This is a genomic window from Paenarthrobacter sp. MSM-2-10-13 (assembly GCF_011605365.1).
Taxonomy (GTDB): domain Bacteria; phylum Actinomycetota; class Actinomycetes; order Actinomycetales; family Micrococcaceae; genus Arthrobacter.
Window position 1 is genome coordinate 184,151 of the sequence record NZ_JAAOXO010000003.1, and the last position, 24,724, is coordinate 208,874.

18 protein-coding genes and 1 pseudogene are annotated in these 24,724 nt (G+C 63.1%); 11 read left to right on the forward strand and 8 right to left on the reverse strand.

The features are described 5' to 3' along the window. Positions 1 to 14: 14 nt before the first annotated feature. Positions 15 to 1,715 (reverse strand): NAD(P)/FAD-dependent oxidoreductase, encoded by a 1,701-nt coding sequence (locus HAV21_RS09220; RefSeq protein WP_208096514.1) that lies wholly within the window; start codon positions 1,713 to 1,715, stop codon positions 15 to 17. Then, on the reverse strand, positions 1,712 to 3,142 hold the full coding sequence (locus HAV21_RS09225) for an amino acid permease (RefSeq protein ID WP_223942604.1): 1,431 nt from the start codon (positions 3,140 to 3,142) through the stop codon (positions 1,712 to 1,714). The genes HAV21_RS09220 and HAV21_RS09225 overlap by 4 nt, the downstream gene beginning before the upstream one ends. Positions 3,143 to 3,336: 194 nt before the next feature. On the opposite strand from HAV21_RS09225, the gene alr reads away from it, so the two are divergent. Both alr and HAV21_RS09235 read left to right on the forward strand, forming a co-directional pair. Beyond that, the gene (gene alr, locus HAV21_RS09230) at positions 3,337 to 4,569 is read left to right on the forward strand and encodes an alanine racemase (protein WP_166841471.1); all 1,233 of its coding nucleotides are present in this window, start codon (positions 3,337 to 3,339) and stop codon (positions 4,567 to 4,569) included. Next, positions 4,559 to 6,175, forward strand: a complete 1,617-nt coding sequence (locus tag HAV21_RS09235) for a PucR family transcriptional regulator (RefSeq protein ID WP_166841472.1) — start codon at positions 4,559 to 4,561, stop codon at positions 6,173 to 6,175. Before alr ends, HAV21_RS09235 begins: the two co-directional genes overlap by 11 nt. Here the strand turns inward: HAV21_RS09235 and HAV21_RS09240 are convergent. Beyond that, positions 6,172 to 7,011 (reverse strand): carbon-nitrogen hydrolase family protein, encoded by an 840-nt coding sequence (locus HAV21_RS09240; protein WP_166841473.1) that lies wholly within the window; start codon positions 7,009 to 7,011, stop codon positions 6,172 to 6,174. The two genes, HAV21_RS09235 and HAV21_RS09240, sit on opposite strands and share 4 nt — an antisense overlap. Before the next feature lie 305 nt (positions 7,012 to 7,316). Here HAV21_RS09240 and HAV21_RS09245 point away from each other — a divergent pair, with 305 nt between their 5' ends. From HAV21_RS09245 to HAV21_RS09270, 6 genes are all read left to right on the forward strand, one after another. Next, entirely contained in the window at positions 7,317 to 8,507 is a 1,191-nt protein-coding gene (locus HAV21_RS09245; protein ID WP_142939947.1) for an ROK family transcriptional regulator, read from the forward strand. A gap of 129 nt (positions 8,508 to 8,636) precedes the next feature. After that, positions 8,637 to 10,193 (forward strand): multiple monosaccharide ABC transporter ATP-binding protein, encoded by a 1,557-nt coding sequence (gene mmsA / locus HAV21_RS09250; RefSeq protein WP_142939948.1) that lies wholly within the window; start codon positions 8,637 to 8,639, stop codon positions 10,191 to 10,193. Positions 10,194 to 10,237: 44 nt separating this feature from the next. Continuing rightward, entirely contained in the window at positions 10,238 to 11,509 is a 1,272-nt protein-coding gene (mmsB, locus tag HAV21_RS09255) for a multiple monosaccharide ABC transporter permease (RefSeq protein WP_024820035.1), read from the forward strand. Between the two features lie 53 nt (positions 11,510 to 11,562). Then, a complete protein-coding gene (locus tag HAV21_RS09260) occupies positions 11,563 to 12,660 on the forward strand; it encodes a sugar-binding protein (protein ID WP_142939949.1) in 1,098 nt (365 codons plus the stop codon). A gap of 184 nt (positions 12,661 to 12,844) precedes the next feature. After that, positions 12,845 to 14,296, forward strand: coding sequence for an FtsX-like permease family protein (locus tag HAV21_RS09265; protein ID WP_166841474.1), 1,452 nt, complete (start codon positions 12,845 to 12,847; stop codon positions 14,294 to 14,296). A 2-nt stretch (positions 14,297 to 14,298) separates the two neighbouring features. Further along, positions 14,299 to 14,991, forward strand: coding sequence for an ABC transporter ATP-binding protein (locus HAV21_RS09270; RefSeq protein ID WP_166841475.1), 693 nt, complete (start codon positions 14,299 to 14,301; stop codon positions 14,989 to 14,991). Here the strand turns inward: HAV21_RS09270 and HAV21_RS22190 are convergent. After that, a pseudogene (locus tag HAV21_RS22190) lies at positions 14,969 to 15,112 on the reverse strand (ABC transporter permease); the annotation flags it as partial. The gene HAV21_RS09270 and the pseudogene HAV21_RS22190 overlap by 23 nt on opposite strands. 165 nt (positions 15,113 to 15,277) lie before the next feature. Between HAV21_RS22190 and HAV21_RS09275 the strand changes: the two are divergent. Next, positions 15,278 to 16,348 carry a Gfo/Idh/MocA family oxidoreductase gene (locus HAV21_RS09275; RefSeq protein ID WP_166841476.1) on the forward strand — a complete coding sequence of 357 codons (1,071 nt, stop codon included), beginning with the start codon at positions 15,278 to 15,280 and terminating at the stop codon, positions 16,346 to 16,348. A 135-nt stretch (positions 16,349 to 16,483) separates the two neighbouring features. Here HAV21_RS09275 and HAV21_RS09280 read toward each other — a convergent pair whose 3' ends face one another. After that, a complete protein-coding gene (locus tag HAV21_RS09280) occupies positions 16,484 to 16,924 on the reverse strand; it encodes a DoxX family protein (RefSeq protein ID WP_166841477.1) in 441 nt (146 codons plus the stop codon). Between the two features lie 197 nt (positions 16,925 to 17,121). Here HAV21_RS09280 and HAV21_RS09285 point away from each other — a divergent pair, with 197 nt between their 5' ends. Then, the gene (locus HAV21_RS09285; protein ID WP_166841478.1) at positions 17,122 to 18,231 is read left to right on the forward strand and encodes an FAD-dependent oxidoreductase; all 1,110 of its coding nucleotides are present in this window, start codon (positions 17,122 to 17,124) and stop codon (positions 18,229 to 18,231) included. Positions 18,232 to 18,334: 103 nt separating this feature from the next. Here HAV21_RS09285 and HAV21_RS09290 read toward each other — a convergent pair whose 3' ends face one another. Next, positions 18,335 to 20,554 carry an NADP-dependent isocitrate dehydrogenase gene (locus HAV21_RS09290; RefSeq protein WP_166841479.1) on the reverse strand — a complete coding sequence of 740 codons (2,220 nt, stop codon included), beginning with the start codon at positions 20,552 to 20,554 and terminating at the stop codon, positions 18,335 to 18,337. Between the two features lie 216 nt (positions 20,555 to 20,770). Between HAV21_RS09290 and HAV21_RS09295 the strand changes: the two genes are divergently transcribed. Then, positions 20,771 to 21,877 (forward strand): hypothetical protein, encoded by a 1,107-nt coding sequence (locus HAV21_RS09295; protein WP_166841480.1) that lies wholly within the window; start codon positions 20,771 to 20,773, stop codon positions 21,875 to 21,877. 107 nt (positions 21,878 to 21,984) lie between these two features. Here the strand turns inward: HAV21_RS09295 and purH are convergent, their stop codons facing one another. Both purH and HAV21_RS22195 read right to left on the reverse strand, forming a co-directional pair. After that, entirely contained in the window at positions 21,985 to 23,655 is a 1,671-nt protein-coding gene (gene purH / locus HAV21_RS09300; RefSeq protein ID WP_166841481.1) for a bifunctional phosphoribosylaminoimidazolecarboxamide formyltransferase/IMP cyclohydrolase, read from the reverse strand. A 409-nt stretch (positions 23,656 to 24,064) separates the two neighbouring features. After that, a complete protein-coding gene (locus HAV21_RS22195) occupies positions 24,065 to 24,604 on the reverse strand; it encodes an endonuclease domain-containing protein (RefSeq protein ID WP_223942046.1) in 540 nt (179 codons plus the stop codon). Between the last annotated feature and the right edge of the window lie 120 nt (positions 24,605 to 24,724).

A 24,724-nucleotide genomic window follows, 5' to 3' on the forward strand; every position in this document is an offset into this window, starting at 1 on the left:
CGCAACGTAAGAGACTAGTCCAGGGAGATGGGGCCGAGCTCGTCCAGCAGGTCTCCCGGTCCGGGGTTGCCGGCAGCGGACGTGCCACCGAGGTGGTTCACCACTCCCCACACGGCGTTAAGGCCAGTGGTCACGGCGCCCTCTGCCCAGCCCGCGGTAAAGGACACGTCGTCGCCAGCGAGGAAGATGCCGCGCTGGTGCTCCGGCAGCTGGTCCTGCTTGAAGTGGGTGAAGAGCCTCTGCTGGTACCGGTAATGGCCGGGCAGGTTTGCCTTGAAGGCGCCCATGAAGTTGGGGTCGGCTTCCCAAGACACGGTGATCGGCTGCCCCACAATGTGGCTGGCAATGTCCACGCCCGGGTAGATCTGCTCCAGCGAGTGCAGCATGAGCTTCACGCGTTCCTCGGCGCTCAGGGCCAACCACTTCAGGGCGTCATCATTCCATGTGTAGGACAGGAGCATCACGGCGGGCTTGTCCGGGCCGTCGTCGAGCAAATACGTCGCCCGGTTGAGGCGGTCGGTGAGCGTCATGGACAGGACTTCGCGGCCCGTTTCCGGGTCGATGTCCTTCCAGAACGGCCGGTCCACCATGACGAATGTCTTGGAAGACTGCATGTAGTGCGAGCGCTCGATCGCCGTCCACAGTTCTGCAGGGAACAGCGCTTCCTCGGTGTGGATGCGTGTGGACAGCAGCCAGGACTGGCAGGTGGTCACTACGGCCTGGTACGTGGCCTCGCGCCCCCAGTTTTCGCGGACCAGGAGGTCGCCGTTCTCCGCCCGGCGGATGTTGTCCACGGCTCCGCGCGGCGAACCGGAGTGCAGGGACGCGAGCGAGGTGCCTTCCGGCCAGTATCTAAGGCCCGACGGCGCGTGGTTCCAGAGTGCCTCGGGGAGCCTTTGCGCCCCTCCCGCGATGGAGCGGTGCTGGTCGTCGGCGTCGGTGTACACGACGCGGAGGATTTCGAGGATGGAGTTGGGGAAGTCGGTGTCCCAGCCGCCGGTGCCGAACCCCACTTGGCCGAACGCCTCGCGGTGCGCAAAGCCGGCTTCCTTGAAGGACTTGCTGGCGGCGATGAAGCCATAGAAGGTCTGCTCATCCAACTCTGGAAGGAGTGCGTTCCACAGTTCCTTGATCCGCTTGGTGTCGCGGGCCTTGATGGCTTCCTGCATTTCGGCGAAGGCCGCGCCATCGTTCACGGCTGCCTTCCAGGCGTCGGCCACTTCGAGGAAGAACTCCGGCAGCTCATCAGCCGTGGTGGCGTAGTGCTTCTTGCCCGCGAGTTCAATCACGGTGGAAGAAGTTGCCGGCGCCATAGGATTGGGGAACTCGTTGGTATCCAGGCCCAGCAGGTCCACGTAGTGGTAGAAGGCCTTGCCGGACACCGGGAAGCGCATGCCGCCAAGGTCGGCCACAACACCGGGAGCAGACGGGAAGCTGGCAGTCCGCAGACGTCCACCGATCTGGTCGGCCTCGTAGATGACCGGCTTGAGGCCAAGCTTCATGAGTTCGTACGCGGTCACCAGCCCGGACAGGCCGGCACCGATGATGGCCACTTCCGTTCCGTACAGCTCCTCGGGGACTGAGCCCAACCCGTCGGGGTGTGCCAGGTAATGGTCGTAGCTGAAAGGGAAGTCCGGGTTCAACATGGTGATGGGGGCAGCGGAGGCCTCACCCGAAGTGGCCTCGGCGAGAGGGAGTTCTGTGGCAATGGTCATGAGTTGTCTGCTTTCACAGGTTCCGGGCTCACGGCCCTGGTGGTTAGATCACGGTAGTCCTGCTCGCTGAGCGCGGCTACTTTGGAGTTTCGGCGTCCATAGCCGAAGTAGATGGCGATGCCCACGAGCATCCAGACCCCGAAGGTGATCCACGTGTCGGCGCCGAGGTTGAGCATCAGATACGCACACATCAGCGTGCCCAGGATCGGTGTGATCGGGTACAGCGGAACCCGGAAGCTCCGCTCAAGATCGGGGCGGTTGCGGCGCAGGTAGATGACGGCCACATTGACCAGGGCGAAGGCAAAGAGCGTGCCGATGCTGGTGGCGTCCGCCAGCGCACCAAGCGGCACCAGGCCTGCGGTGAGGGCGACGGCGGTACCTATGATCAGCGTGCCGGCCACCGGGGTGCCGGTTCGGCGGGAAACGCGGCCAAAGATTTTGGGCACCATTCCGTCGCGGGACATGGAGAGCATGATGCGCGTTTGGCCGTAAAGCACCGTAAGTACGATGCTTGCGATCGCAAGCACAGCGCCGACAGAGAACACCAAGGCGATCCAGGGCTGGCCGGTGATCTCGTGAAGGATCTGTACCAAGGCAGCTTCGGTACCGTCGAACCAGTTCCAGGGGCGGGCGCCGATGGCTGCTACAGCAACCAGGACGTAGATGCTGGTGACGATCACCATGGAGAGCATGATGGCCCGGGGCAGGTCACGCTTGGGGTTCCGGGCTTCCTCACCAGCTGTGGAGGCGGCGTCAAACCCGATGTAGGAGAAGAAGACGCTGGACGCTGCGGCGGAAACACCGGCAGCACCCATGGGCAGCAGCGGCTCGAAGTTGCCTGCGTTGAAAGCGGTGAAGGCGACGGCGCAGAAGAAGATCAGGATGCCCACCTTGATGATGACAATGGCGGTGTTGATCCATGCGCTCTCGCGGGCACCCCGGACCAGCAGAACCATCGCCAGGACTACGATCACCATGGCCGGTACGTTCACCAAGCCCCCGTCTCCTGGCGGCTGGCTCATGGCATCGGGCAGGACCTGACCGAACGCGGCGAGGGTCTCGTTCACGTATTGCCCGGCGCCGACAGCAACGGCCGCCACAGAAACGGCGTATTCCAGCACCAGGCACCAGCCGCAGATCCAGGCCATGCCTTCGCCCATGGTGGCGTAGGAGTAGGAGTAGGACGAGCCTGCCACCGGAACCAGCCCGGCCATTTCGGCGTAGGACACGGCGGAGAGCAGCGCAGCCACACCGGCGATCACGAAGGAAATCCAGATGGCAGGTCCTGCCAGCGGCACGGACTCGCCAAGGATCACCAGAATGCCGGTGCCCAGCGTGGCACCAACGCTGATCATGGTCAGCTGGAGAACTCCGAAGCTGCGGACCAGCGGTGTTCCGCCCTCGCCGCTTCCAGCCTCGCTGACCATCTGTCCGATCGGCTTGCGGCGCAGGAGCTGCGCACCCAGGCTCGGCCTGGCAGTGCTTGCCGCTGCCGGGTTTTTAGTGTTCACAGGCACAGTCACCCTTGACGTCCCTTCAAAGTAGTTTCGATTTCCCCTCCACAAGACTGGCATGTGAGCCACCTCTCACCGTGGTGCAAAATGACCTATAGTGTTCAACCATGAGACGTAATGCACACTATCAAGAGGCGGCTCCGGCGGCTTTGTCCGGACAGGTCAACGTTGACCTGACCGCCATTTCAGAGAATGTCAGAGCCCTGAAAAAGCGCAGCAAGGCGCCGTATTTCATGGCCGTGGTCAAGGGCAACGCCTACGGCCACGGACTAGTTGAAGTAGCACGAACAGCAATAGACGCAGGCGCGGACTGGCTTGGGACAGCCCAGCTCAGCGAGGCCATAACGCTGAGGCAGGCAGGCATCACAGTGCCTATACTCTCCTGGCTGTATCTAGCATCCCAGACAAGCGCCACCATCCTTGAAGCACTGGAAAACGACATCGATGTCTCCCTCGGAAGCGTCAGCCAACTGGAGGCGCTCGCAGGTATCGCCCAACGCCTGGGCCGCCCCGCCGTCGTGCATCTGGAACTGGACAGCGGACTAAGCCGCGGCGGTGCACGCAAGGAGGATTGGCCTGAACTCGTGGCGCAGGCCAGGCAGGCTGAGCTCGACGGCAACCTTTCCGTACGCGGCCTGTGGACGCACTTGGCCTGGGCCGATGTTCCTGCGCACCCGGGAAATGCCACGGCGGTAGCCGAGTTTGAGGACGCCGTCCGCCAGGCACACGAAGCCGGCCTTAACCCCGAACTCCGGCACGTCTCCAGCTCCGCGAACATCCTGGACCGCCCCGAATTCCACTTCGACATGGTCCGCGCCGGGCTGGCCATCTACGGACTCGCTCCGGCCGACCACCTGAACCCGGCCGATTTCGGCTTGCGTCCGGCACTGAGCGTGACGGCGCCCCTGGTGATGGTCAAGAAGGTCCCCGCCGGCACCGGCGTCAGCTACGAGCACCAAGCGATCACCTACGAACCGCGGTACCTCGGGCTCATTCCGCTCGGATACGCGGACGGCATCCCCAAGGGCATCAGCGGCCGTTCGGTGGTGAACATTGGGGGCCGACGGGTGCCGGTCATCGGCAAAGTGTGCATGGACCAGTTCATGGTGGATCTTGGCCCGGACGCTTTGGGAATCGGCGTGGGTGACACCGCGGTGTTGTTTGGCGATCCGGCAGACGGGGCGGCGAGCGCCGACGATTGGGGTGCCGCGATCGGCAGCCACGGCGACGAGATCATCAACAGGATCGCGCCCCGGCTCCCCCGCGCTTACGCAACTACCGCTTACCAGTGCCCCGACTACCAGGAGCCGGCCACCGCCGGGCAGGGCAATGTCGCCTGAGCCCGCCACCGCCCGCCTCAGTTTCGTCACGCTCGAACAGTTTCTGGAGCAGCTGCCGCCGGAGTTGACAATGCTTCACGACGGCGGCAGCGGCGCCTCGCTGTTGCGGTGGGTGGAACCGAGTGAGCTCGAAGACCCCACACCGTACCTGCCGGAGGGTGAGTTCCTCCTCACCGCCGGGTTGCCTTTCCTTGGGAAGGGCGGCTCGGCGGCCAAGGTGGATGCCTATGTCCAGCGGCTGGTGGAAGCCAAGGTTGCGGCGCTGGGGTTCGGTATCAGGCCGTATTTCGACGCCGTCCCGGACGTCTTGCTCGACGCCTGCCGGAAGCACAACCTCACCCTGTTCGAAGTACCGGAGTCCGTGCCGTTCGCCGCCATCGGCCTGGAATTCTCACAACTCTTGGAGACCGACAACGCCAGGGTTTTCCGGCAGCTGGCAGAGACCAACCGGCAACTCATGCGGGCGGTCCTCTCCCCCAGGCCGGAACACGAACTGCTGGCCGCCTTGGTGCAGAGGGTGCCCGTGTGGGCTGTTCTGGTGGGCGCTGACGGGCGGGTCCGGGCGCGCGGGCATAATGCCGGCGGCAGCAACGGCGTCGAACATTCATTGCTCTCCCCCATGTTGGAGCGGTTGCTGTCCGGCAGCGGTCCGCGGGTGGAGATGGACGGTTTTGAGCAGCCAGGTTCGGCACTGGTGTTCGGGCATCCGCTGCGCAGCACCAAGGACGCCAACCTGGGCGCACTGATTCTCGGCTCGGATGGGCCGCTGACGCCCGCCCAGAACAACGTGGTGCAGTCGGCCGTTGGGCTGTTGGAGCTGCTGTTTCGGCAAAGGACCAGTGGCTCGCTGGCCCCAAGTCAACTGGCTACCGCGGTCCTGCTGCATCCTGACTCGCTGGCCTCCGGCTCAACCAAGCACGTCAACGGTCTCAAGGACTTACTGGCCCAGAGCATATCCTCCACCAGGTCCGGGCAACTGAGGGTGGTCCTGGGCATCAGGGTGGACGGCGCCGCGGACGACGGGCCTGTTCGTGAGCTGCTGCAATGGCGCAGGCTTTTCGACACCAAACTGGTGGAGATCACCGACTACGGTTTCGCTGCGATCACGCGCTTCAAGGTGGACGATTCGCTAGTCTCCGATGTTGAGAAACTCGGCTGGCGGCTGGTAATTGGCGAAGCGACCGAACTTCTCGGGCTCCAGGCAGCCTACAAACGTGCGGACTCCCTGCGCAGCCGCGTGGTGACAACCGGCAAGAGCGCACGTGTGGACGAGGTGACTTGGTCCGTCGCCGGACTTTTGGGGCGCGAAGCCGGGACCCTCCTGGCCGAACGACTCCTGGCGCCCATACTCGCATTGGAAGCTGATCGGCGGGACCCACTGTTGACGGTGTTGCGGGGTTGGCTCAGTGAAAACGGCAGTTGGGACGGTTCCGCCAAGCTGCTGGGATTGCACAGGAACAGTGTGCGGCGGCAGATCGGCGTGCTGGGGGAACTTCTGGACATGGACCTCAATCAGGCGCAAGTGCGGGCCGAGCTCTGGTTCGCGCTGCAGTATGTGGACGAGTTGGTGGCGGCGCTTCCTGTTGATGTCGGCAGCACCACCTAGTGCTCCCACTCCTTATACAGTTCCGGCCGGCGTTCGCGCAGGTACGGGACCTCATCGCGAGCTGCCTTGACTGAGTCTGTACCCACCTCGGCGAACAGCAGGGCGGCCGACTCCCCCGCCGCCGCCAGCAAGGAACCATCCGGACCTGCCACCACACTGCCGCCCAGGAAGTTGTACACGTCCTCATGGCCGGAGTGGTTGGCGTAGGCCACGTTCAGCTGGCTTTCCAGCGCACGGGCGCGGATGAGCACCTGCGGAACGTTGTCGAATCCGGCAGAAAGGGCTGTTGGCACCAGGAGGAGTTCGGCGCCGCGGGTGGCCGCCGCGCGGACTGCCTCAGGGAACTCGACGTCGTAGCAGATCAGCATGGAGGTGCGGATCCCGTTGAAATCCACGACGGCGGGAGGTTCTTGGGCGGCCACGAACGCCTTGTGCTCCTCCGGGCCAAAGAGGTGAACCTTTGCGTAGTTGAGGACTTCGTTGCCTGTGGCGTCCAGCAAAGTAGCCGTGATGTTCCAAGCGCCTTCAGCGCGAGGGGGCTGTGCGCCGTCGTCGTGACCTGGTGCATCCTGAGCCGGGGCCGGAAGGCTGTAGACCAAGCCAATGTTGTGCCTGCGGGCGATGCCGGCCAAACGTTCACGTATGCCCGGGAGCGTGGCAGGGTCCAATTCGGTGTGCAGACGCAGAGGGGCATATCCCACGGGGAACAACTCTGGAGTCAAGAGCAACCCGGCCCCCGCGTGGGCGGCGCGCTGCGCGGCGTCGTCGATTGTGCGCAGGTTCGCCTCAACGTCCATGACGGAAGCGTTCGCCTGCAGGACTGAGAGCAGCATCATTACCACCTTGGTTTCGCCTGTTCCCGGCTACCTCACACAGGCCCGGGGTTTCTTCTTCAAGCGTAGGCCGCGCCCGGGTATCAAGGGCCGGGCGTTTGGACCCGCCGGTGGCAAAATCGGGTCACATTGCCCCCGACCTCCCGTTGTGAGGCCCGCTCTGCACCCAAAAGCGTGGTATTACCCTGCATAGCGGGCCTCACAACGGGTACATGTCAAGTGTTCTTGCGTTGGAGTATGTCGGCAATGATTGACTCCTTGTGTTCACTTCTTGACTACAAGCTCGCTTGTGGGGCAATCTTCTTGTCATGTCCGCAACGCAGCGCTCAACGAAGAGCCATCCAAGAAAACCCGGCTCGCAGTCCGCACTGCGCCACCTCAATCAGCAACGCATCATCGAATGCCTGCTGAGCGGGCCCTCCACGCAAGCAGAGCTCTCGCGGCAGACCGGGCTATCCACGGCAACGGTTTCCAACATCGTCAAAATCATGCAGGACGCCGGTCTGGTATCAACGGAGCCCACCACAAGCTCCGGCCGCCGGGCAACCAATGTGCGGTTGAACAGCAACGGTGCCGTCGCCGTCGGAATCGACTTCGGACGCCGCCACCTGCGGGTAGTCCTGGCCTCGCTGGGCTATCACGTCATTGCCGAGGATTACATCGAATTACCCCTTGGTCACCAGGCAGAAGAGGGCATTGCTGCTGCAGTCCTGCTGCTGGAAAAACTGCTGCAGGAAAACGGGATCGACCGTACCGCGGTAGTGGGCGCGGGCGCAGGCATCCCGGGCCCCATCGATCGGCGATCCGGCACGGTGGCCCAGGGAGCAATCCTCCCAGAATGGGTGGGCATCGACATCCTCCATCGGCTGGAGGAAGCACTGAACTGCCCCGTGTTTGTTGACAACGACGCGAACCTGGGCGCCCTGTCCGAAGTGACGTGGGGCCCCCACAGCGGAGTCTCAAACCTCATGTTCCTCAAGATCGGCTCGGGCATCGGCGCAGGCCTGATTCTCAATGGATTCCCCTATTACGGCAACGTGGGCATCACCGGGGAAATCGGCCATGCCACCATTCACGAACACGGCCTGGTGTGCCGCTGCGGCAACAGGGGTTGCCTGGAAACGATAGCGTCCACCACCACCATGATCGAGTTATTGGGGCGCGGCCAGGAGGCACTGCTGACGCCGCAGGACATTGTCCGTAATTGCCTCGCCGGCGACTCCGCAACCCAGCGCGTAGTGGATGACGCCGGACTGGCGGTGGGCCGCGCCTTGGGCAACGTCTCCAATCTGATCAACCCGGAAGTCATTGTGGTGGGCGGCCCGTTGGCGGGCCTGGGCGACCTCCTCCTGGACCCCATCCGGAGGGGCCTGGTGCGCCACGCGGTGCCCGTGGTGGGCGAGACGACGCACCTGGCCATGTCCTCCCTCGGGGCACGTGCAGAAGCGCTGGGAGCAGCTGCTTTGGTGTTCCAACACGCCGGCATTACCGGTAGGTAACGAAATCGTTAGCTGGATCATGCGTTCAAGTCTTGACGACAAGACGGGTGATCCAGTTTACTTTTTCATCAGACAGCCTCGCCATTGCGGGGCCGACAACGAAGTCATGCATTGGAGGCGTAAGGGCTGATGACATCCCTCGACACGCAAGGTGATCCCATCCTCTTGGAGATGCGCTCGATCACGAAGGAATTCCCAGGCGTGAAGGCCTTGTCGAATGTGAGCCTGCGCGTGATGGCCGGCGAAATCCACGCCATCTGCGGTGAGAACGGCGCCGGCAAATCCACGCTCATGAAGGTCCTGTCCGGCGTCTACCCCTACGGCAGCTACACAGGCGACATCGTGTACCAGGCCCAGACGCAGCAGTTCAAGGACATCCGCGCAAGCGAAGCCGCGGGCATCGTGATCATCCACCAGGAACTGGCGTTGATCCCGGAATTGTCCATCATGGAGAACATCTTCCTGGGCAACGAACCCACCAAATGGGGCGTCATTGACTGGGCGGAAGCCCGCAAGCGTTCCCTCGAACTCCTGGCCCGCGTTGGCCTTCGTGAGGATCCCGATACCCCCATCAAGGAAATCGGCGTCGGCAAGCAGCAGCTGGTGGAGATCGCCAAGGCACTGAACAAATCCGTGAAGCTCCTGATCCTGGACGAGCCCACGGCGGCACTGAACGAATCCGACTCCCAGCACCTGCTGGACCTGATCCTTGGCCTGAAGGGCAAGGGCATCACCTCGATCATCATTTCCCACAAGCTCAACGAGATTGAACAGATCGCGGACGAGATCACCATCATCCGCGACGGCAAGTCGATCGAAACCCTGAACGTCAAGCGGGATGGTGTGGACGAGGACCGCATCATCAAGGGGATGGTGGGCCGGACGCTCGAGTCCCGCTTCCCGGATCACGAGCCGAAAATCGGTGAAGTCTTCTTCGAGGTCAAGGACTGGACCGTGGGTCACCCCCAGATTCAGGACCGCCTGATCTGCAAAGGCTCCAACTTCTACGTCCGCCGCGGCGAAATCGTTGGCTTCGCAGGTCTCATGGGCGCCGGACGCACGGAACTTGCCCGTTCCCTGTTCGGCCACTCCTACGGACGCTTCATCAAGGGGCAGGTGTACAAGGACGGCAAGGCAGTCAACCTCCGCAGCGTCCGTTCAGCGATCGACGCCGGACTCGGTTACGTCACCGAGGACCGCAAGTCCTTGGGCCTGAACCTGCTGGATGACATCAAGACCACCACAGTGTCGGCAGCGCTGGACAAGATCAGCAACTACTCCGTGGTGGACACCCGCAAGGAATTCTCCGTTGCAGAGGAATACCGGAAATCCCTGCGGACAAAGACTCCCTCGGTTGAGGAAGGCGTTGCCAAGCTCTCCGGCGGTAATCAGCAGAAGGTGGTGCTGGCCAAGTGGATGTTCACTGATCCGGACCTCCTGATCCTGGATGAGCCCACCCGCGGTATCGATGTTGGTGCCAAGTACGAGATCTACGGCATCATCCAGAGGCTTGCCAACCAGGGCAAGGGAGTGATTGTCATTTCCTCGGAGCTTCCTGAGCTCCTGGGCCTGTCCGATCGGATCTACACCATTTTTGAAGGCGCCATCACCGGTGTCCTGGAAAAGAACGAAGCAACCCAGGAAAGCCTCATGAAGCTCATGACTTCCGCCCGCAAGACAGCCTGACCGTTGGCCCAGCCTTACCCCTTCCTGACACAAGGACCAAAACAATGAACGCGCTCAAGAAGCTATTTGGTGGCAATACCCGCCAGTTCGGCATGATCTTCGCCCTGGTGGCACTTATCGTCTTCTTCCAGATCTTCACCGGGGGCCGCACGTTGACCCCGGGCAACGTGATCAACCTGTTCAACGGCAACTCCTACATCCTGATCCTGGCTATTGGCATGGTGCTGGTCATCATCGCCGGCCACATCGACCTCTCGGTGGGTTCCGTGGCCGCATTCGTGGGCGTATCGGTTGCCCTCGCCATGCGGGACTGGGGCCTGCCTTGGTGGGCAGGGGTGCTCTTCGGCCTGCTTCTGGGCGCGGTGATCGGCGCCTGGCAGGGACTTTGGACAGCGTATGTGGGCATCCCGGCCTTCATCGTGACCTTGGCCGGCATGCTCCTGTTCCGTGGCTTCAACCAGTTCGTGGGCAAATCCAACACCATCCCGGTGTCCAAGGAATTCCAGTTCATTGGTTCCGGTTACCTGCCCGAGATCGGCCCGAACACCGGATTCAACAACCTCACACTGCTCATCGGAATTGTGGCGGCAGCCTTCGTTGTGATCATGTCCCTGCGTGCCCGTGCAGCAGCAAAGGCCCTTGGCGCCGACGTCCCCGAGCTCTGGGTAGAGGTCACCAAGCTGGTCCTGATCTGCGGTGCCATCCTCTACGCAACGTACCTGTTCGCCACCGGCCGCCCCGGAACGTCCTTCCCCATCCCCGGCCTGATCCTGGCCGTTCTTGTGCTCATCTACGGATTCATCGCTGACAAGACGGTCCTTGGCCGTCACGTCTACGCCGTGGGTGGTAACCGCCACGCAGCCGAGCTGTCCGGCGTTCAGTCCAAGAAGGTCAACTTCATGGTGATGATGAACATGTCCATCCTGGCTGGCCTGGCAGGCATGATCTTCGTTGCCCGCTCCACTGCTTCCGGCCCGTTCGACGGCGTCGGTTGGGAACTGGATGCCATTGCAGCCGTCTTCATCGGTGGCGCCGCCGTTACCGGTGGTGTTGGCACCGTGATCGGCTCGATTGTAGGTGGCCTGGTCATGGCTGTCCTCAACAACGGCCTCCAGCTCCTGGGTGTTGGCGCCGACCTCACCCAGATCATCAAGGGCCTGGTGCTCCTGGCCGCAGTCGCCTTCGATGTCTACAACAAGTCCCAGGGCAAGCGGTCCATCACGGGCATGCTGATCAAGGGATTCCAGCGAAACAACAACGAGATCAAGCCGGACGAAACCACGTCCACCAAAGAGGTCATCTCCAAGGAAGCGTAAACCGCTTCCCCACGACTCGCTCCACCCCACCCACACAGAAAGTGAACCAAGATATGCGAATGTTTGGTAAAGCAGGAAAGGCAGCAGCAGTCGCTGCCATCGCGGCACTGGCGCTGACAGCCTGCGGCCGCACTGACAGCGGCTCAAGCACCAGCACGGCAGGCGGGGAAGCGTTCCCCAAGGACTCGCTGATCGGCGTCGCACTTCCGCAGAAGACCAGCGAAAACTGGGTCCTCGCGGAGAAGCTGTTCAATGATGGCCTCACCGGCGCCGGCTTCAAGGCCGACGTCCAGTTCGCCAACGGCGGCGTATCCGAGCAGCAGAACCAGATCAGCGCCATGGTCACCAAGGGTGCAAAGGTCATCATTGTAGGAGCCATCGACGGCGCCCAGCTGGGTACGCAGCTCCAGCAGGCCAAGGACTCCGGCGCCACAGTGATCGCTTACGACCGCCTGCTTCTCAACACCGAGAACGTGGACTACTACGTGGCGTACGACAACTTCAAGGTAGGTGTCCTTCAGGGCGAGGCCCTGTTGAACGGCATGAAGGCCAAGAAGGCGTCCGGTCCGTACAACATTGAGCTCTTCGCCGGCTCTCCCGATGACGCCAACGCGAAGGTCTTCTTTGACGGCGCCATGAGCGTCCTGAAGCCGAAGATCGACGACGGAACCCTCAAGGTCCTGTCCGGCCAGACCACGTTCGAGCAGGCTGTGACCCAGGGCTGGAAGGCTGAGAACGCCCAGCGTCGTGCTGACACGCTGCTCACCGGCAGCTACGGCAGCGCGTCCCTGGACGGCGTTCTCTCCCCGAACGACACCCTGGCCCGCGCAGTCCTGACGTCCGTCAAGGCCGCCGGCAAGCCGCTCCCCATCGTAACCGGCCAGGACTCCGAAGTTGAGTCTGTGAAGTCGATCATCGCCGGCGAGCAGTACTCCACCATCAACAAGGACACCCGCAAGCTCGTTGAGCACGCCATCACCATGGTGAAGGACCTCCAGGCCGGCAAGGAACTGGAGATCAACGACAAGGAATCCTACAACAACGGCGTCAAGACCGTCCCGGCTTACCTTCTCCCGCCGCAGATCGTGACTCTGGAGAACGTCAAGACGGCTTACGTTGACGATCCGGTACTTGGCCCGCTCACCAAGTAACTGATTATCAAGTAACACCTCAAGCCCCGGTCCGCCATTGGCGGGCCGGGGCTTTCGCTTGCCCTCCACCTTTCACAGCCCACGCATAGCTTCGGCAGGCTTGCCGCACAGCAGCACTTACGAGTCTTGGATCTGCAGCCCACGTCCAGTGGGCCCACCAAATGTGCAGGTCAAGAGGAGAAATGTGAGCGTCCTTGCCCGAAGTGTAGGTAATGCCTTCCGCAACAAGATCAGAACGGTGGCGGTTGTTGCCGTCTTGGCCGTAGCCATCGGCCTGGCGTTGGCCATGCTCGTGGCCAACCAAGCCGTGGGTGCCAAGGTTCAGGATCTCAATGCCTCCGTGGGCACCACCCTGACGGTGAATCCAGCTGGTGGCCAAGGCTTTGAAGGCGGCGGTGAACCACTCACGACGGCGGAGGCTGAGACTGCGGCTTCGGTCGCCAATGTGACATCGGTGGTTGGTACCAAGGCCCTTCGTCTGCAGACGGCGACCACGGCTACCACCGAAACCACGCAGCAGGCCGGCCCGGGCGGTGGCTTCGGTCCCGGCGGGCAGCAGGCGACGGTCAGTACCAACCTGACGGCCGCCGTCGACGCCGGTACGCTCGGCAACCGCAACAACGCCAGCGGTTCAACCGGAACCACCACCCAGCCTGCACGCACGCTCCCGATCACGGCGACGGGCATCGGCGCCGAGGTGGACACCACCGGCAAGGCCCTGGACATCACCAGCGGCACCGGCCTGGGAGACTACGCGGCGTCGGAGGCGAAGGCCTTGGTAGGCACGTCCCTGGCTGAGAAGAACAGCCTGATGGTGGGCTCCACATTCACCATCCAGGACAAGACGTTCACCGTGGCGGGCATTTTCGACGCCGGAACCACGTTCGGCAACAACGCCGTCTACGTGACCCTCCCGGAAGCCCAAACACTGGCCGAGACCCCGGATGAACTCTCAACCATGATCGTCACGGTCAACAGCATGGAAAACGTGGACAGCACCAAAACTGCCGTCCAGGACGCCCTCGGCACGGACAAAGCAGACGTCACCCAAGGTCAGCGCAACCTCGAAACCGCCGTCAGCTCACTGGACAGCGTCAAAAACATCTCGCTGATCGCGTTCATCGCGGCACTGGCCACTGCCGGGATCATCATCCTGCTCATCATGGTCATGCTGGTCCGCGAGCGCCGCCGCGAAATCGGCGTCCTGAAAGCCATCGGTGCCCGGGACCGTACCATCGGGTTGCAGTTCGTCCTTGAGTCGTTGGTCCTGGTTGCCCTCGGCAGCGTTGTGGGTGCCGTGATTGCTTCACTGGCCAGCGGCGGTATAGCTTCGGCCCTCATCAGTTCGAACAGCACCACGACGGCGGCGCCCACCACCCAGCGTGGCGGCGGGCTCGCAGGCGCCATGCCCAACGGCGCAGTCCCCGGCGGGATGCCCAGTGGCGGGATGGGCGGTGGCCAGGGCGGGCCGTTCGGTGGAGCCTCACAGTTGCTGACCTCCGTGACAGCGAGCGTCTCCCCCGGGGTCCTCGCGGCAGGTATCGCAGCCGTGTTCGCAGTAGCCATCATCGGCGCGTTGGTCCCGGCATTGCTGACCGCCCGCATCCGTCCCATCGAAGTACTCCGAGGAGAATAGCCGTGATTGTAGTCAAGGATCTGGTCCGTCAGTTCAAGTCCGGTGACAGGACCATCAAACCCGTCAACGGCGTGAATTTTGAGCTTGAAAAGGGCTCGCTGGCATCCATTGTGGGCAAGAGCGGCAGCGGCAAAAGCACACTGTTGTCCCTCCTGGGTGCGCTGGACAAACCCACCTCAGGGGACGTCGTCGTGGATGGCGTCAGCCTGGCCGGTCTGCCGGACGGCAAGCTGACCGAGTATCGCCGCCGGGACATCGGATTTGTTTTCCAGCAGTTCAACCTGATCCCCAACCTCAGCGCAGTGGACAACGTGATGCTGCCCATGGAGTTCGCCGGTGTCCGCAAAGCGGCCAGGCTGCAGCGGGCCAAAGAGCTTTTGGAGCAGGTGCAGTTGGACCCGGAGAAGCACTCACGCCGCACCAACCGATTGTCCGGCGGGGAGCAGCAGCGTGTGGCGATTGCCCGGGCTTTGGCCAACGAGCCCAAGCTGATCCTCGCCGATGAGCCCACCGGAAACCTGGATGAGCAAACCGGTGAGCACATCATTGAACTGTTGAGCTCCCTGAGCCGCGATCACAACACCACCATCCTGGTAGTCACGCACGACCGCAGCCTGGCCCGGAAAACCGAGCGTTGCTTCCGGCTTCAGCAGGGCAGGCTTACCGAGGAGGTCAGAACCGGATCGCGTCAATGACCTTGACACGCACCGCCACGAGCGCAGGAATGGCTCCGGCGAGTGCGCCCACAAGGACGGCTGCGCCGAACCCCATCAGGGCGGCCTCGATGGGGAAGGCCGGGCTGTGTCGGACCCCGGCCTGCCCTCTTCTGCGCACCCGTTCCCGCCCGGCGCACCCCACGTTCCCCAGGGCGCACCCTTTTACGCCAGGCGCACCAGAGGTTACGGCTGCGATCGGCGCGAAAGGGTGCGCACCACGTCCCTGTAACCGCTAAGACCTGCCCGAAATGAGAGGATGAACGGCATGACACTTCCTATCGCCGTGCCATGGCTCTTCACCCAGACCAACCAGGATCCCCGGGCCGCAACCGGTCGGCCGCTGCGGTGGGGAGTGGTGTCCACCGGCAACATTGCCAACAGTGTGTCTCAAGACTTGGCACTGCTTGAAGATGCGGAATTGTATGCAGTGAGCTCCCGCACCCAGGCGGCCGCAGATACGTTCGCCCGCGCGCTTGGCTTCACCAAAGGTTACGGGGACGACGGCGACGTACCCGGCTACCAGCGTCTGTTCGAGGATCCCGCCGTGGACGTGGTCTACGTAGCGACGCCGCATGCCCAACATTTTCAGATTGCCTCGGCCGCTTTGCGGGCAGGGAAGCACGTCTTGTGCGAGAAAGCCCTCACCATCAACGCCCGCGAAGCCACCGAGCTGGTTAAGCTCGCCCGGGAGCAGAACGTGTTCTTCATGGAAGCCGTCTGGAGCCGTTTCCTGCCGAGCATGCAGCGTGCTTTTTCCATAGCTGCCTCCGGCGAACTCGGGCAAATCCAGTGGGTCAGCGCCGATCTCGGTTTCCCTGCACCCTACGATCCCGCCGCACGGATTTGGGCTCTGAACGACGGCGGCGGAGCGCTCCTGGACATCACCGTCTACCCGCTGCTGTGGGCGCTGGGTACACTGGGCTTCCCGCAGTCGGTCACCGCAATCGGCACGCTCAACGACGACGGCGTGGACAGCCAGAACGCCCTGACCCTCGGCTATGACACGGGTGCGCAGGCGCAGCTGACGTCCTCGCTGATGGCGCACGGACCCCGGACAGCCACGGTAGCCGGCGGCCTCGGTTTCCTGCAGGCTGTGGGTTCCGTGAACAACCCGCGCGAGCTGCTGATCCGGATTGGTTGGGACGAGCCGCGGCGCGAACAGTTTGACGTTGTAGGTATTGGCTACACGTACGAACTCCGTGAAGTGACCCGGTGCATCCACCAAGGCCTGACAGAAAGCCCGGTGATGCCGCTGGAGGACTCCATCAACGTCATGCGTCTCTTTGACGGCGTGCGGTCACAGCTTGGAATCCGGTACCCCAACGACGCGCGGTGAACTGACCTACGGGTGAATTGAGCACTCGCGGCTGCGTTGCGAGGCCCACTATGCGCCGTAAAACCCAGGGATACCCCGCAGAGGAGGCCTCGCAACGAAAGGCCAGTGCCGCCGTCGTGATTTAACCCAGGTGCGTTAACGGCCTTGGCGAGCTGGTTGCCGTGCCAGCTTACGGTCAAGCGACAGCGCACCCGGCCCGAGGAAAACGAACGCTGTGGAAATAGCGACGTATACGATCAGGAGCTCGGCCGTGACACCGGACTTGTCTGTGAGCAGGGGTTTGCCCGCCTCGGTCACGAACCAGATCCCCGCGAACATGATTGCCGCCAGAAAACCAGCCACGCGGGTCAGGGCACCGAGAACCAGGAGCAACCCCAGGCCCAGTTCACCGGCGATCACCAGCCACGCCACAACCTCGGGCTTCTGCACACCCATGGCAGCCACGGACGCGGCAAAGGCGGCGTGCCCGGCCAGGAACTTCTGGAAGCCATGGACCATGAGGAGCGCACCGAACACCACCCGCAGGATGGTGACGCCGCGGGAGGAAGACTTGGGAGACGGGTGAAGGAATTTCACGGATTCCAATCTGTCATGCCTTCGTCCCCACCGCCAACCCGTACCCGCCACCAACCCAACTGGGTCGCAGCTGAGCGCGTTTTGACGGCTCAAAACGCGCTCTGCTGCGACCTAGTTGGGTGAGTGGGGGCAGAATGGGAGGTGGCCCTCTTTCGGGGGTCACTTTTTTCAAGAGGGCCATTGCGGATGGAGCAAGCATGCAGGTTGACGTTGTAGTTGTTGGCGGAGGAGCCATGGGATCGGCTGCGGCCTGGCAACTGGCCCGGGCGGGTCGCTCAGTGGTCTTGTTGGAGCAGTTCGAGGCCGGCCACCACATCGGCGCTTCGCACGGCGCCACCCGCAACTTCAACACCGCCTACGCTGAGGCTGACTACCTGGACCTCCTCGCCGAATCGAAAATCCTGTGGGACGAACTGGCGGCCGAGCACGGCGCACCCCTCCTGGACCTGGTGGGCCTCGTCAACCACGGAAACGTCCCCCGCCTTCAGGAGGTCCGGGAAGCCCACGAGGCACGGGGCATCGAGAGCTACTTCATCTCCCCCGACGAAGCTGCCAACCGGTGGCTGGGCATGAACTTCGCCACCGACGTCCTCTTTGTTCCAGGCTCCGGCCGGATCCGTTCGGCCGACGCCCTGGTGGCGCTACGGAAATCAGCGGAAGCACACGGTGCCGTCTTTAAATACTCGACGCCGGTCCATGACATCCGGATCGACGGCGGCGAATCCGTGGTGGTAGTGACCGAGGAGACCGAATACACCGCCAGCCGCGTGGTGGTCACGGCAGGTGCATGGACCAACAAGCTGGTCAGCAAGCACGTGAAACTGCCCGCCTTGGTAGTGACGCAGGAGCAACCGGCCCACTTCACTCCCAGGGACAACACGCTGGTGTGGCCTAGCTTCAACCACAGCCCGGACCCGGATCCGAACAACGAAGCCTACGAGTACTGGTATAGCCCCGTCTACGGCATGCTCACTCCCGGCGAAGGCGTCAAGGCCGGCTGGCACGGCGTCGGCCCGGTCATGGATCCGGACGAGCGCACGTTCGAGCCCATCCCCCACCAGATGGAAGCGTTGGTGCGGTACGCCGAAGAGTGGCTTCCCGGCGTCGACCCGTCCACAGCGGTTCCCATCAGCTGCACTTACACCACCACGCCCAACGAGGACTTTGTGTTGGACCGTTTCGGTCCGCTGGTTGTGGGTGCCGGCTTCTCGGGTCACGGTTTCAAGTTCACGCCCGCTATAGGCCGGGTGCTGAAGGACATCGTCGACGGCGGCTTGGCACCTGAGCGGTTCCGCGCGGACCGCTAGGAGTTTTTGTACAGATAATGCCCCCAAGACCGCGTCTTGGGGGCATTATCTGTACAAAAACTCGGAGCTCGGGCGCCCGTGAAAGGCACCCGAGCTCGAGGGACTACTTCAGGGTCGCGAGGACCTTGTTGAACGTAACCGACGGGCGCATGATCTCTGCGGCCTTGGCGGCGTCCGGACGGTAGTAGCCGCCGAGGTCGACGCCGGTACCCTGGACTGCGGCCAGCTCGCCGACGATTGCCTCTTCGTTGGAGGTCAGGGCGTCCGCGATTGCCGCGAAGTCCTTGGCCAACTCGGCGTCTTCGGTCTGCTTTGCCAGTTCCTGTGCCCAGTACGTGGCCAGGTAGAAGTGGCTTCCACGGTTGTCCAGGTCTCCCACGCTGCGCTTCGGGGACTTGTTCTCCAGCAGGAAAGTTCCCGTGGCGCGGTCCAGCGTGTCGGCCAGGACCTGTGCGCGGGCGTTGCCGGTGGTGGTGGCAAGGTGCTCGAAGCTGACGGCAAGGGCAAGGAATTCGCCCAGGCTGTCCCAGCGGAGGTGGTTTTCCTTGACCAGCTGCTGGACGTGCTTGGGAGCGGAGCCACCGGCGCCGGTCTCGAACAGGCCGCCACCGTTGATCAGCGGAACGATGGAGAGCATCTTGGCGCTGGTGCCGAGCTCGAGGATCGGGAACAGGTCCGTGAGGTAGTCGCGGAGGACGTTACCGGTGACGGAGATGGTGTCTTCGCCCTTGCGGATGCGCTCCAGGGTGAAGGCCGTAGCCTCAACCGGGGAAAGGATCTTAATCTCCAGGCCCTCGGTGTCGTGGTCCTTGAGGTACTCGTTGACCTTGGCAATCAGGTTGGCGTCGTGGGCGCGGGTCTCGTCCAGCCAGAACACGGCCGGCGTCTGGGAAGCGCGGGCACGGGTGACGGCCAGCTTGACCCAGTCGCGGACCGGGATGTCCTTGGTCTGGCAGGCGCGCCAGATGTCACCCGGGAAGACCTGGTGCTCGGTGAGGACGTTGCCCTTGCTGTCCACGAGCTGGACGGTGCCAGCTGCCTGGATCTCGAAGGTTTTGTCGTGGCTGCCGTATTCTTCGGCTGCCTGTGCCATGAGGCCCACGTTGGGAACGGTGCCCATGGTGGTGGGGTCGAACGCACCGTTGGCGCGGCAGTCGTCCAGGACAACCTGGTAAACGCCGGCGTAGGAGCTGTCCGGAATGACAGCCAGGGTGTCGGCTTCCTTGCCGTCCGGGCCCCACATGTGGCCGGAGGAACGGATCATGGCAGGCATGGAAGCGTCAACAATGATGTCCGACGGAACGTGCAGGCTGGTGATGCCCTTGTCCGAGTCCACCATGGCCAGTGCGGGACCGTCTTCGAGGCCCTTGGTGATGGCTGCCTTGACGCCTTCGCGGACGTCCTCCGGCAGGTCTTCCAAGCCGCTGAGGATCGCAGCGAGGCCGTTGTTCGGGCTGATGCCTGCGGCTGCGAGCTGCTTGCCGTAGGTCTCGAACAGCTCGGAGAAGTAAGCCTTGACCACGTGGCCGAAGATGATGGGGTCAGAGACCTTCATCATGGTGGCCTTCAGGTGCGCGGAGAAGAGGACGCCCTCTTCCTTGGCGCGGGCAACCTGTGCCTTGAGGAACTCGTCCAGGGCGTCGGCGCGGAGCACGGTGGCGTCCACAACTTCGCCGGCCAGGACGGGGAAGTCCTTCTTGAGGACCTTGGTGGTGCCGTCTTCACGGACCAGCTGAATGGTCAGGGAATCGTCAGCCTTGAGGACAACGGACTTCTCGTTGGAGCGGAAGTCGTTCTCACCCATGGTGGCAACGTTGGTCTTGGACTCCGGGGTCCAGGCGCCCATGGAGTGGGGGTTCTGGCGGGCGTAGTTCTTCACCGACAGGGGCGCGCGGCGGTCCGAGTTGCCTTCGCGCAGGACCGGGTTCACGGCGGAACCCTTGATCTTGTCGTAACGCGAGCGGATGTCCGTCTCGGTGTCCGAGGAGGGGTTGTCCGGGTAGTCCGGCAGGGCGAAGCCCTGGGCCTGGAGCTCGGCGATGGCAGCCTTGAGCTGCGGCACGGAGGCGCTGATGTTGGGCAGCTTGATGATGTTGGCTTCCGGCTGCTTTGCCAGTTCACCAAGTTCAGCAAGGGCGTTGCCCGTGCGCTGTTCTTCTGTCAGGAAATCACCGAAGACGGCGATGATGCGGCCGGCCAGCGAGATGTCGCGGGTCTCCACCTCTACCCCTGCGGTGGAGGCGTACGCTTCCACGATCGGCAGGAATGAGTACGTTGCCAGCATCGGCGCTTCGTCTGTGTGGGTATAGATAATCTTGGCCATTGGCGGGGTTCTCCCTGAAAGTCTGCAGATTTCAACATCTCCTAACTTACCCGAGTAGACCGTTTTGACGGCTCTTCGTGTCCGGGATCACTCTCCGCATTACCGCCCGGGAAAGCGATTTACGCCCGACGGCGTCCTGACCGCCGCTGCCGCCCGCCGCCGTCGTACGCCCCCTCCAGTAGCTCAACAAGAAGTGACAGCAAAATATCACAAAATGTGAAACATCTCTTTACAAACTTGTCATACGTTGGGTACCTTCGATCTCGTCAGTCGGCGGTCGCCATCACTGGCCGCCTCACTCCCTCGATAGGTAGGAACAACGTGACAAAAACCAAGACCCTGGCCACAAGCCTGCTGAGTCTGTCCGCTGCCGCAATCCTGGCGCTGGTTGGAACCACCAGCGCCAACGCGGCACCGGTCAACACCACAGACTCCGGCAGCGCTGCGGTCAGCAGCCATGTAGTGTCCGACGCCGGCGCTGCAGACTACTGGACCCCGGAACGCATGAAGAATGCCAAGTCCGGCGAAATCCTTGCCGCCAAAGCACTCGAGCGCGGCAAGCTCCTCAACCTCGGCAAAGCCCCGGTCACCGAAGCCCCGGGCGCCATCAGCAGCATCGCAGGCCAGCAGGCAGCACCCGATTCCAAGACCATCGACCGCAAGGTGAACCAGAGCGAAACGCCGGTCAAGCACATCGGCAAGATCTTCTTCACCCTGGGCGGCTCCAACTACGTCTGCTCAGGCAACTCCGTCACCGCAGCCAACAAGAGCACCGTGTCCACCGCCGGACACTGCCTCAACGAAGGCCCCGGCGCTTACGCCACCAATTTCGTCTTCGTTCCCGCCTACCTCAACGGGGCAGCACCCTACGGGAAGTGGACGGCAAAGGCGCTGTACGCCCCCACCCAGTGGGCCTCCAACGGCAACATGCAGTACGACACCGCCTTCGCCGTCATGAACACCCTCAACGGCCAGAAGCTCGCCGACGTGGTTGGTTCCTCAGGCGTCCAGTTCAACGCCGCCCGCGGCCTGAGCTACAAGGCCTTCGGATACCCGGCCGGCTCGCCCTTCAACGGTGAATCGCTCAAGAGCTGCTCCGGCAAGGCCACCAACGATCCCTACAACCCGCAGTTCAACAGCCAGGGAATCCCCTGCAACATGACCGGTGGATCCTCGGGCGGCCCCTGGTTCATCGGCACCAGCTCCACCGGCTACCAGAACTCCGTGAACAGCTACGGATACGGCAGCAACTCCACCTCCATGTACGGCCCGTACTGGGGCACCGTGATCCAGTCCACCTACAACACGGCTTCGGCTTCGTAGCGGACCCTCTTATATAGGCACGTCCCTGTTAACTACGACGGCGGCCGTCCCCTTCCGGGGGCGGCCGCCGTTGCGTTGGGCTTCTTGGGCCCTAGCGGGTTCCTCTTCTAGTGGAAGAAGTGGCGTGCACCGGTGAAGTACATGGTGATGCCGGCAGCGTTGGCTGCGGCGATGACTTCCTCGTCACGAACGGAACCGCCCGGCTGGACGACGGCGCGGACACCGGCGTCGATCAGGATCTGCAGGCCATCAGCAAACGGGAAGAACGCGTCCGAGGAAGCAACGGCACCGCGTGCACGCTCAGGTGCGTTGGCACCGCTGGCGTTGGATGCACCGCCAGCACCGTCGACGTCGGATTCCACCGTCACGCCCAGCGTGTTGGCGCGCTCCACGGCCAGGCGGCAAGAGTCCAGGCGGTTGACCTGGCCCATGCCGATGCCCACGGCGGCACCGTGGTTGGCCAGCAGGATGGCGTTGGACTTTGCCGCTCGGCAAGCGGTCCAGGCGAAAGCCAGATCCGCGAGCGTTGCTTCGTCGGCGGCTTCGCCGGCAGCGAGGGTCCAGTTGGCGGGGTTGTCGCCGTCGGCGTTCACCTTGTCGCTCATCTGGACCAGGACGCCGCCGGAGACCTGGCGCATCTCGGACGGGTAGCGGCCGTAGCCCTCGGGCAGTGCGAGGAGGCGGATGTTCTTCTTCTTGGAAAGGATCTCCACAGCTTCCGGCTCGAAGTCCGGGGCGATGACAACCTCGGTGAAGATGTCGGCAACCGTGCGGGCCATGCCGGCGGTGACGGTGCGGTTCGCAGCAATCACGCCACCAAATGCGGAGACGGGGTCGCAAGCGTGGGCCTTGGCGTGAGCGTCAGCGATCGGATCGGCAGCGTCTGCGGAACCGACGGCCACACCGCACGGGTTGGCGTGCTTGATGATCGCGACCGCGGGCTCGGCGAAGTCGAAGGCAGCGCGGAGGGCGGCATCGGCGTCGACGAAGTTGTTGTAGCTCATGGCCTTGCCGTGCAACTGGTCGGCCTGAGCGATGCCGGCGGGTGCAGCCTTGTCCACGTAGAGCGCGGCCTGCTGGTGCGGGTTTTCGCCGTAGCGGAGGACCTCGGAACGCTCCAGGGCCAGGCCGGCGTAGGCGGGCCAGTCGATAATGCCGTCGCCGTCTTCGTCCAGGAACTGGCTGGCCGTCCAGGAAGCCACAGCGTTGTCGTAGCTGGCCGTGTGAGCGAACGCCTTGGCGGCCAGGCGACGACGGGTGTTCAGGTCGAAACCGCCGTGAGCGGCGGCGTCGACAACTGCACCGTAGAAGCTCGGGTCCGTGACGATGGCGACGGCGGCGTGGTTCTTCGCAGCCGAACGCACCATGGCGGGGCCTCCGATGTCGATCTGCTCAACCACGTCATCCTGGGCTGCGCCGGACTTCACGGTCTCCACGAACGGGTAAAGGTTCACCACCACGAGGTCGAAGGTTTCGATCTCCATGCCGGCCAGGGTGTCCATGTGCGCCGGGACGCGACGGTCAGCCAGGATGCCGCCGTGCACGCGCGGGTGCAGGGTCTTGACGCGGCCATCCAGCATTTCCGGGGAGCCGGTGACTTCTTCGACTTCCTTGACCGGGATGCCGGCGGCGGCGATCTTCTTGGCGGTGGAGCCGGTGGAAACAATGGCGACGCCGGCTGCGTGCAGGCCCTTCGCGAGCTCCTCCAGTCCCGTCTTGTCGTAAACCGAGATCAGTGCACGGCGGATGGGAACACGGTCAAGCTGCGTCAAGCTCACAAAAGTCTCCGTCTTAGTTCGCGTAGATATCGCGGGTGGTTTCGCGGGTGGTGGGGATACGGAGAGTTTATCGTGTTTCGTTGCTGCCCCGGTTTTGCGTCGTTTCTGCCCTGCGTTGCAAGGCCCACCATGCGTGCCACCTCCCGCTAGCGGGAGGCACACCAGGCCCCACAAAAACACCCCTACGTTGCGAGGCCCACTCTGCGTGCCACATCCCGCTCGCGGGACGCACACCAGGCCCCACAAAAACACCCCTACGTTGCGAGGCCCACTCTGCGTGCCACATCCCGCTCGCGGGACGCACACCAGGCCCCACAAAAACACCCCCTACATTGCGAGGCCCACTCTGCGTCCCACCAAGGGCGCGAAAGGCGCACACCAGGCCCCACAACTCAGGGCAGACAAGACATTACGACGACGGCCCACGCCACCCGCGCGACACCAACGCATCGCGTATCTTACGTTCGGCATGAGCCCACCCGCCCTTCATCTGGACATCGGAGAATTTCAGGACGATCCACCCCAACGCGCGAAGCCTATCGTCACGTTCGATGTCCTTCCCCCACTGCACAGGGTCGGAGCGGTGATGGTCGCCCTCATATTCCATGGCAATTTTGTACTCCTTGTATTGGAGATCGGGCGTCGATATGTATCTCCCGCGCTCGTCGAAGATCGGCGCGGTAACCGCTGGCTCCGGCAGCCCGGCATCGACGATTTTCAGGCGTAGCCTCGACTCCTGCGGAGAATCAACCCCCAACCTCAGCAACGGTAAAATCTCCCGGGCCATTCTGATTCCCTTGACCTTGGGGCGTCTATTGATGACTTCCTGGATCGCCTCAAGCGAGGACAGGGGATTCTCCCGTGCCAACAGAAAATCCCCGGCAGCCACAAGCGACGACCTTCCCATGTGCCTGGCCAGATCCACCCATGTCCATTCCGGCGACGTCAATTGAACTCCGTTCAACATACGAACGTCCCGAGCAAGCAGTGGAGCCCGATGCCCGATTACGCCCCGACGCTTGACCCTCCCGATCTCTTGCCGTCGGGTCACATGGATTAGCCCGTTCCT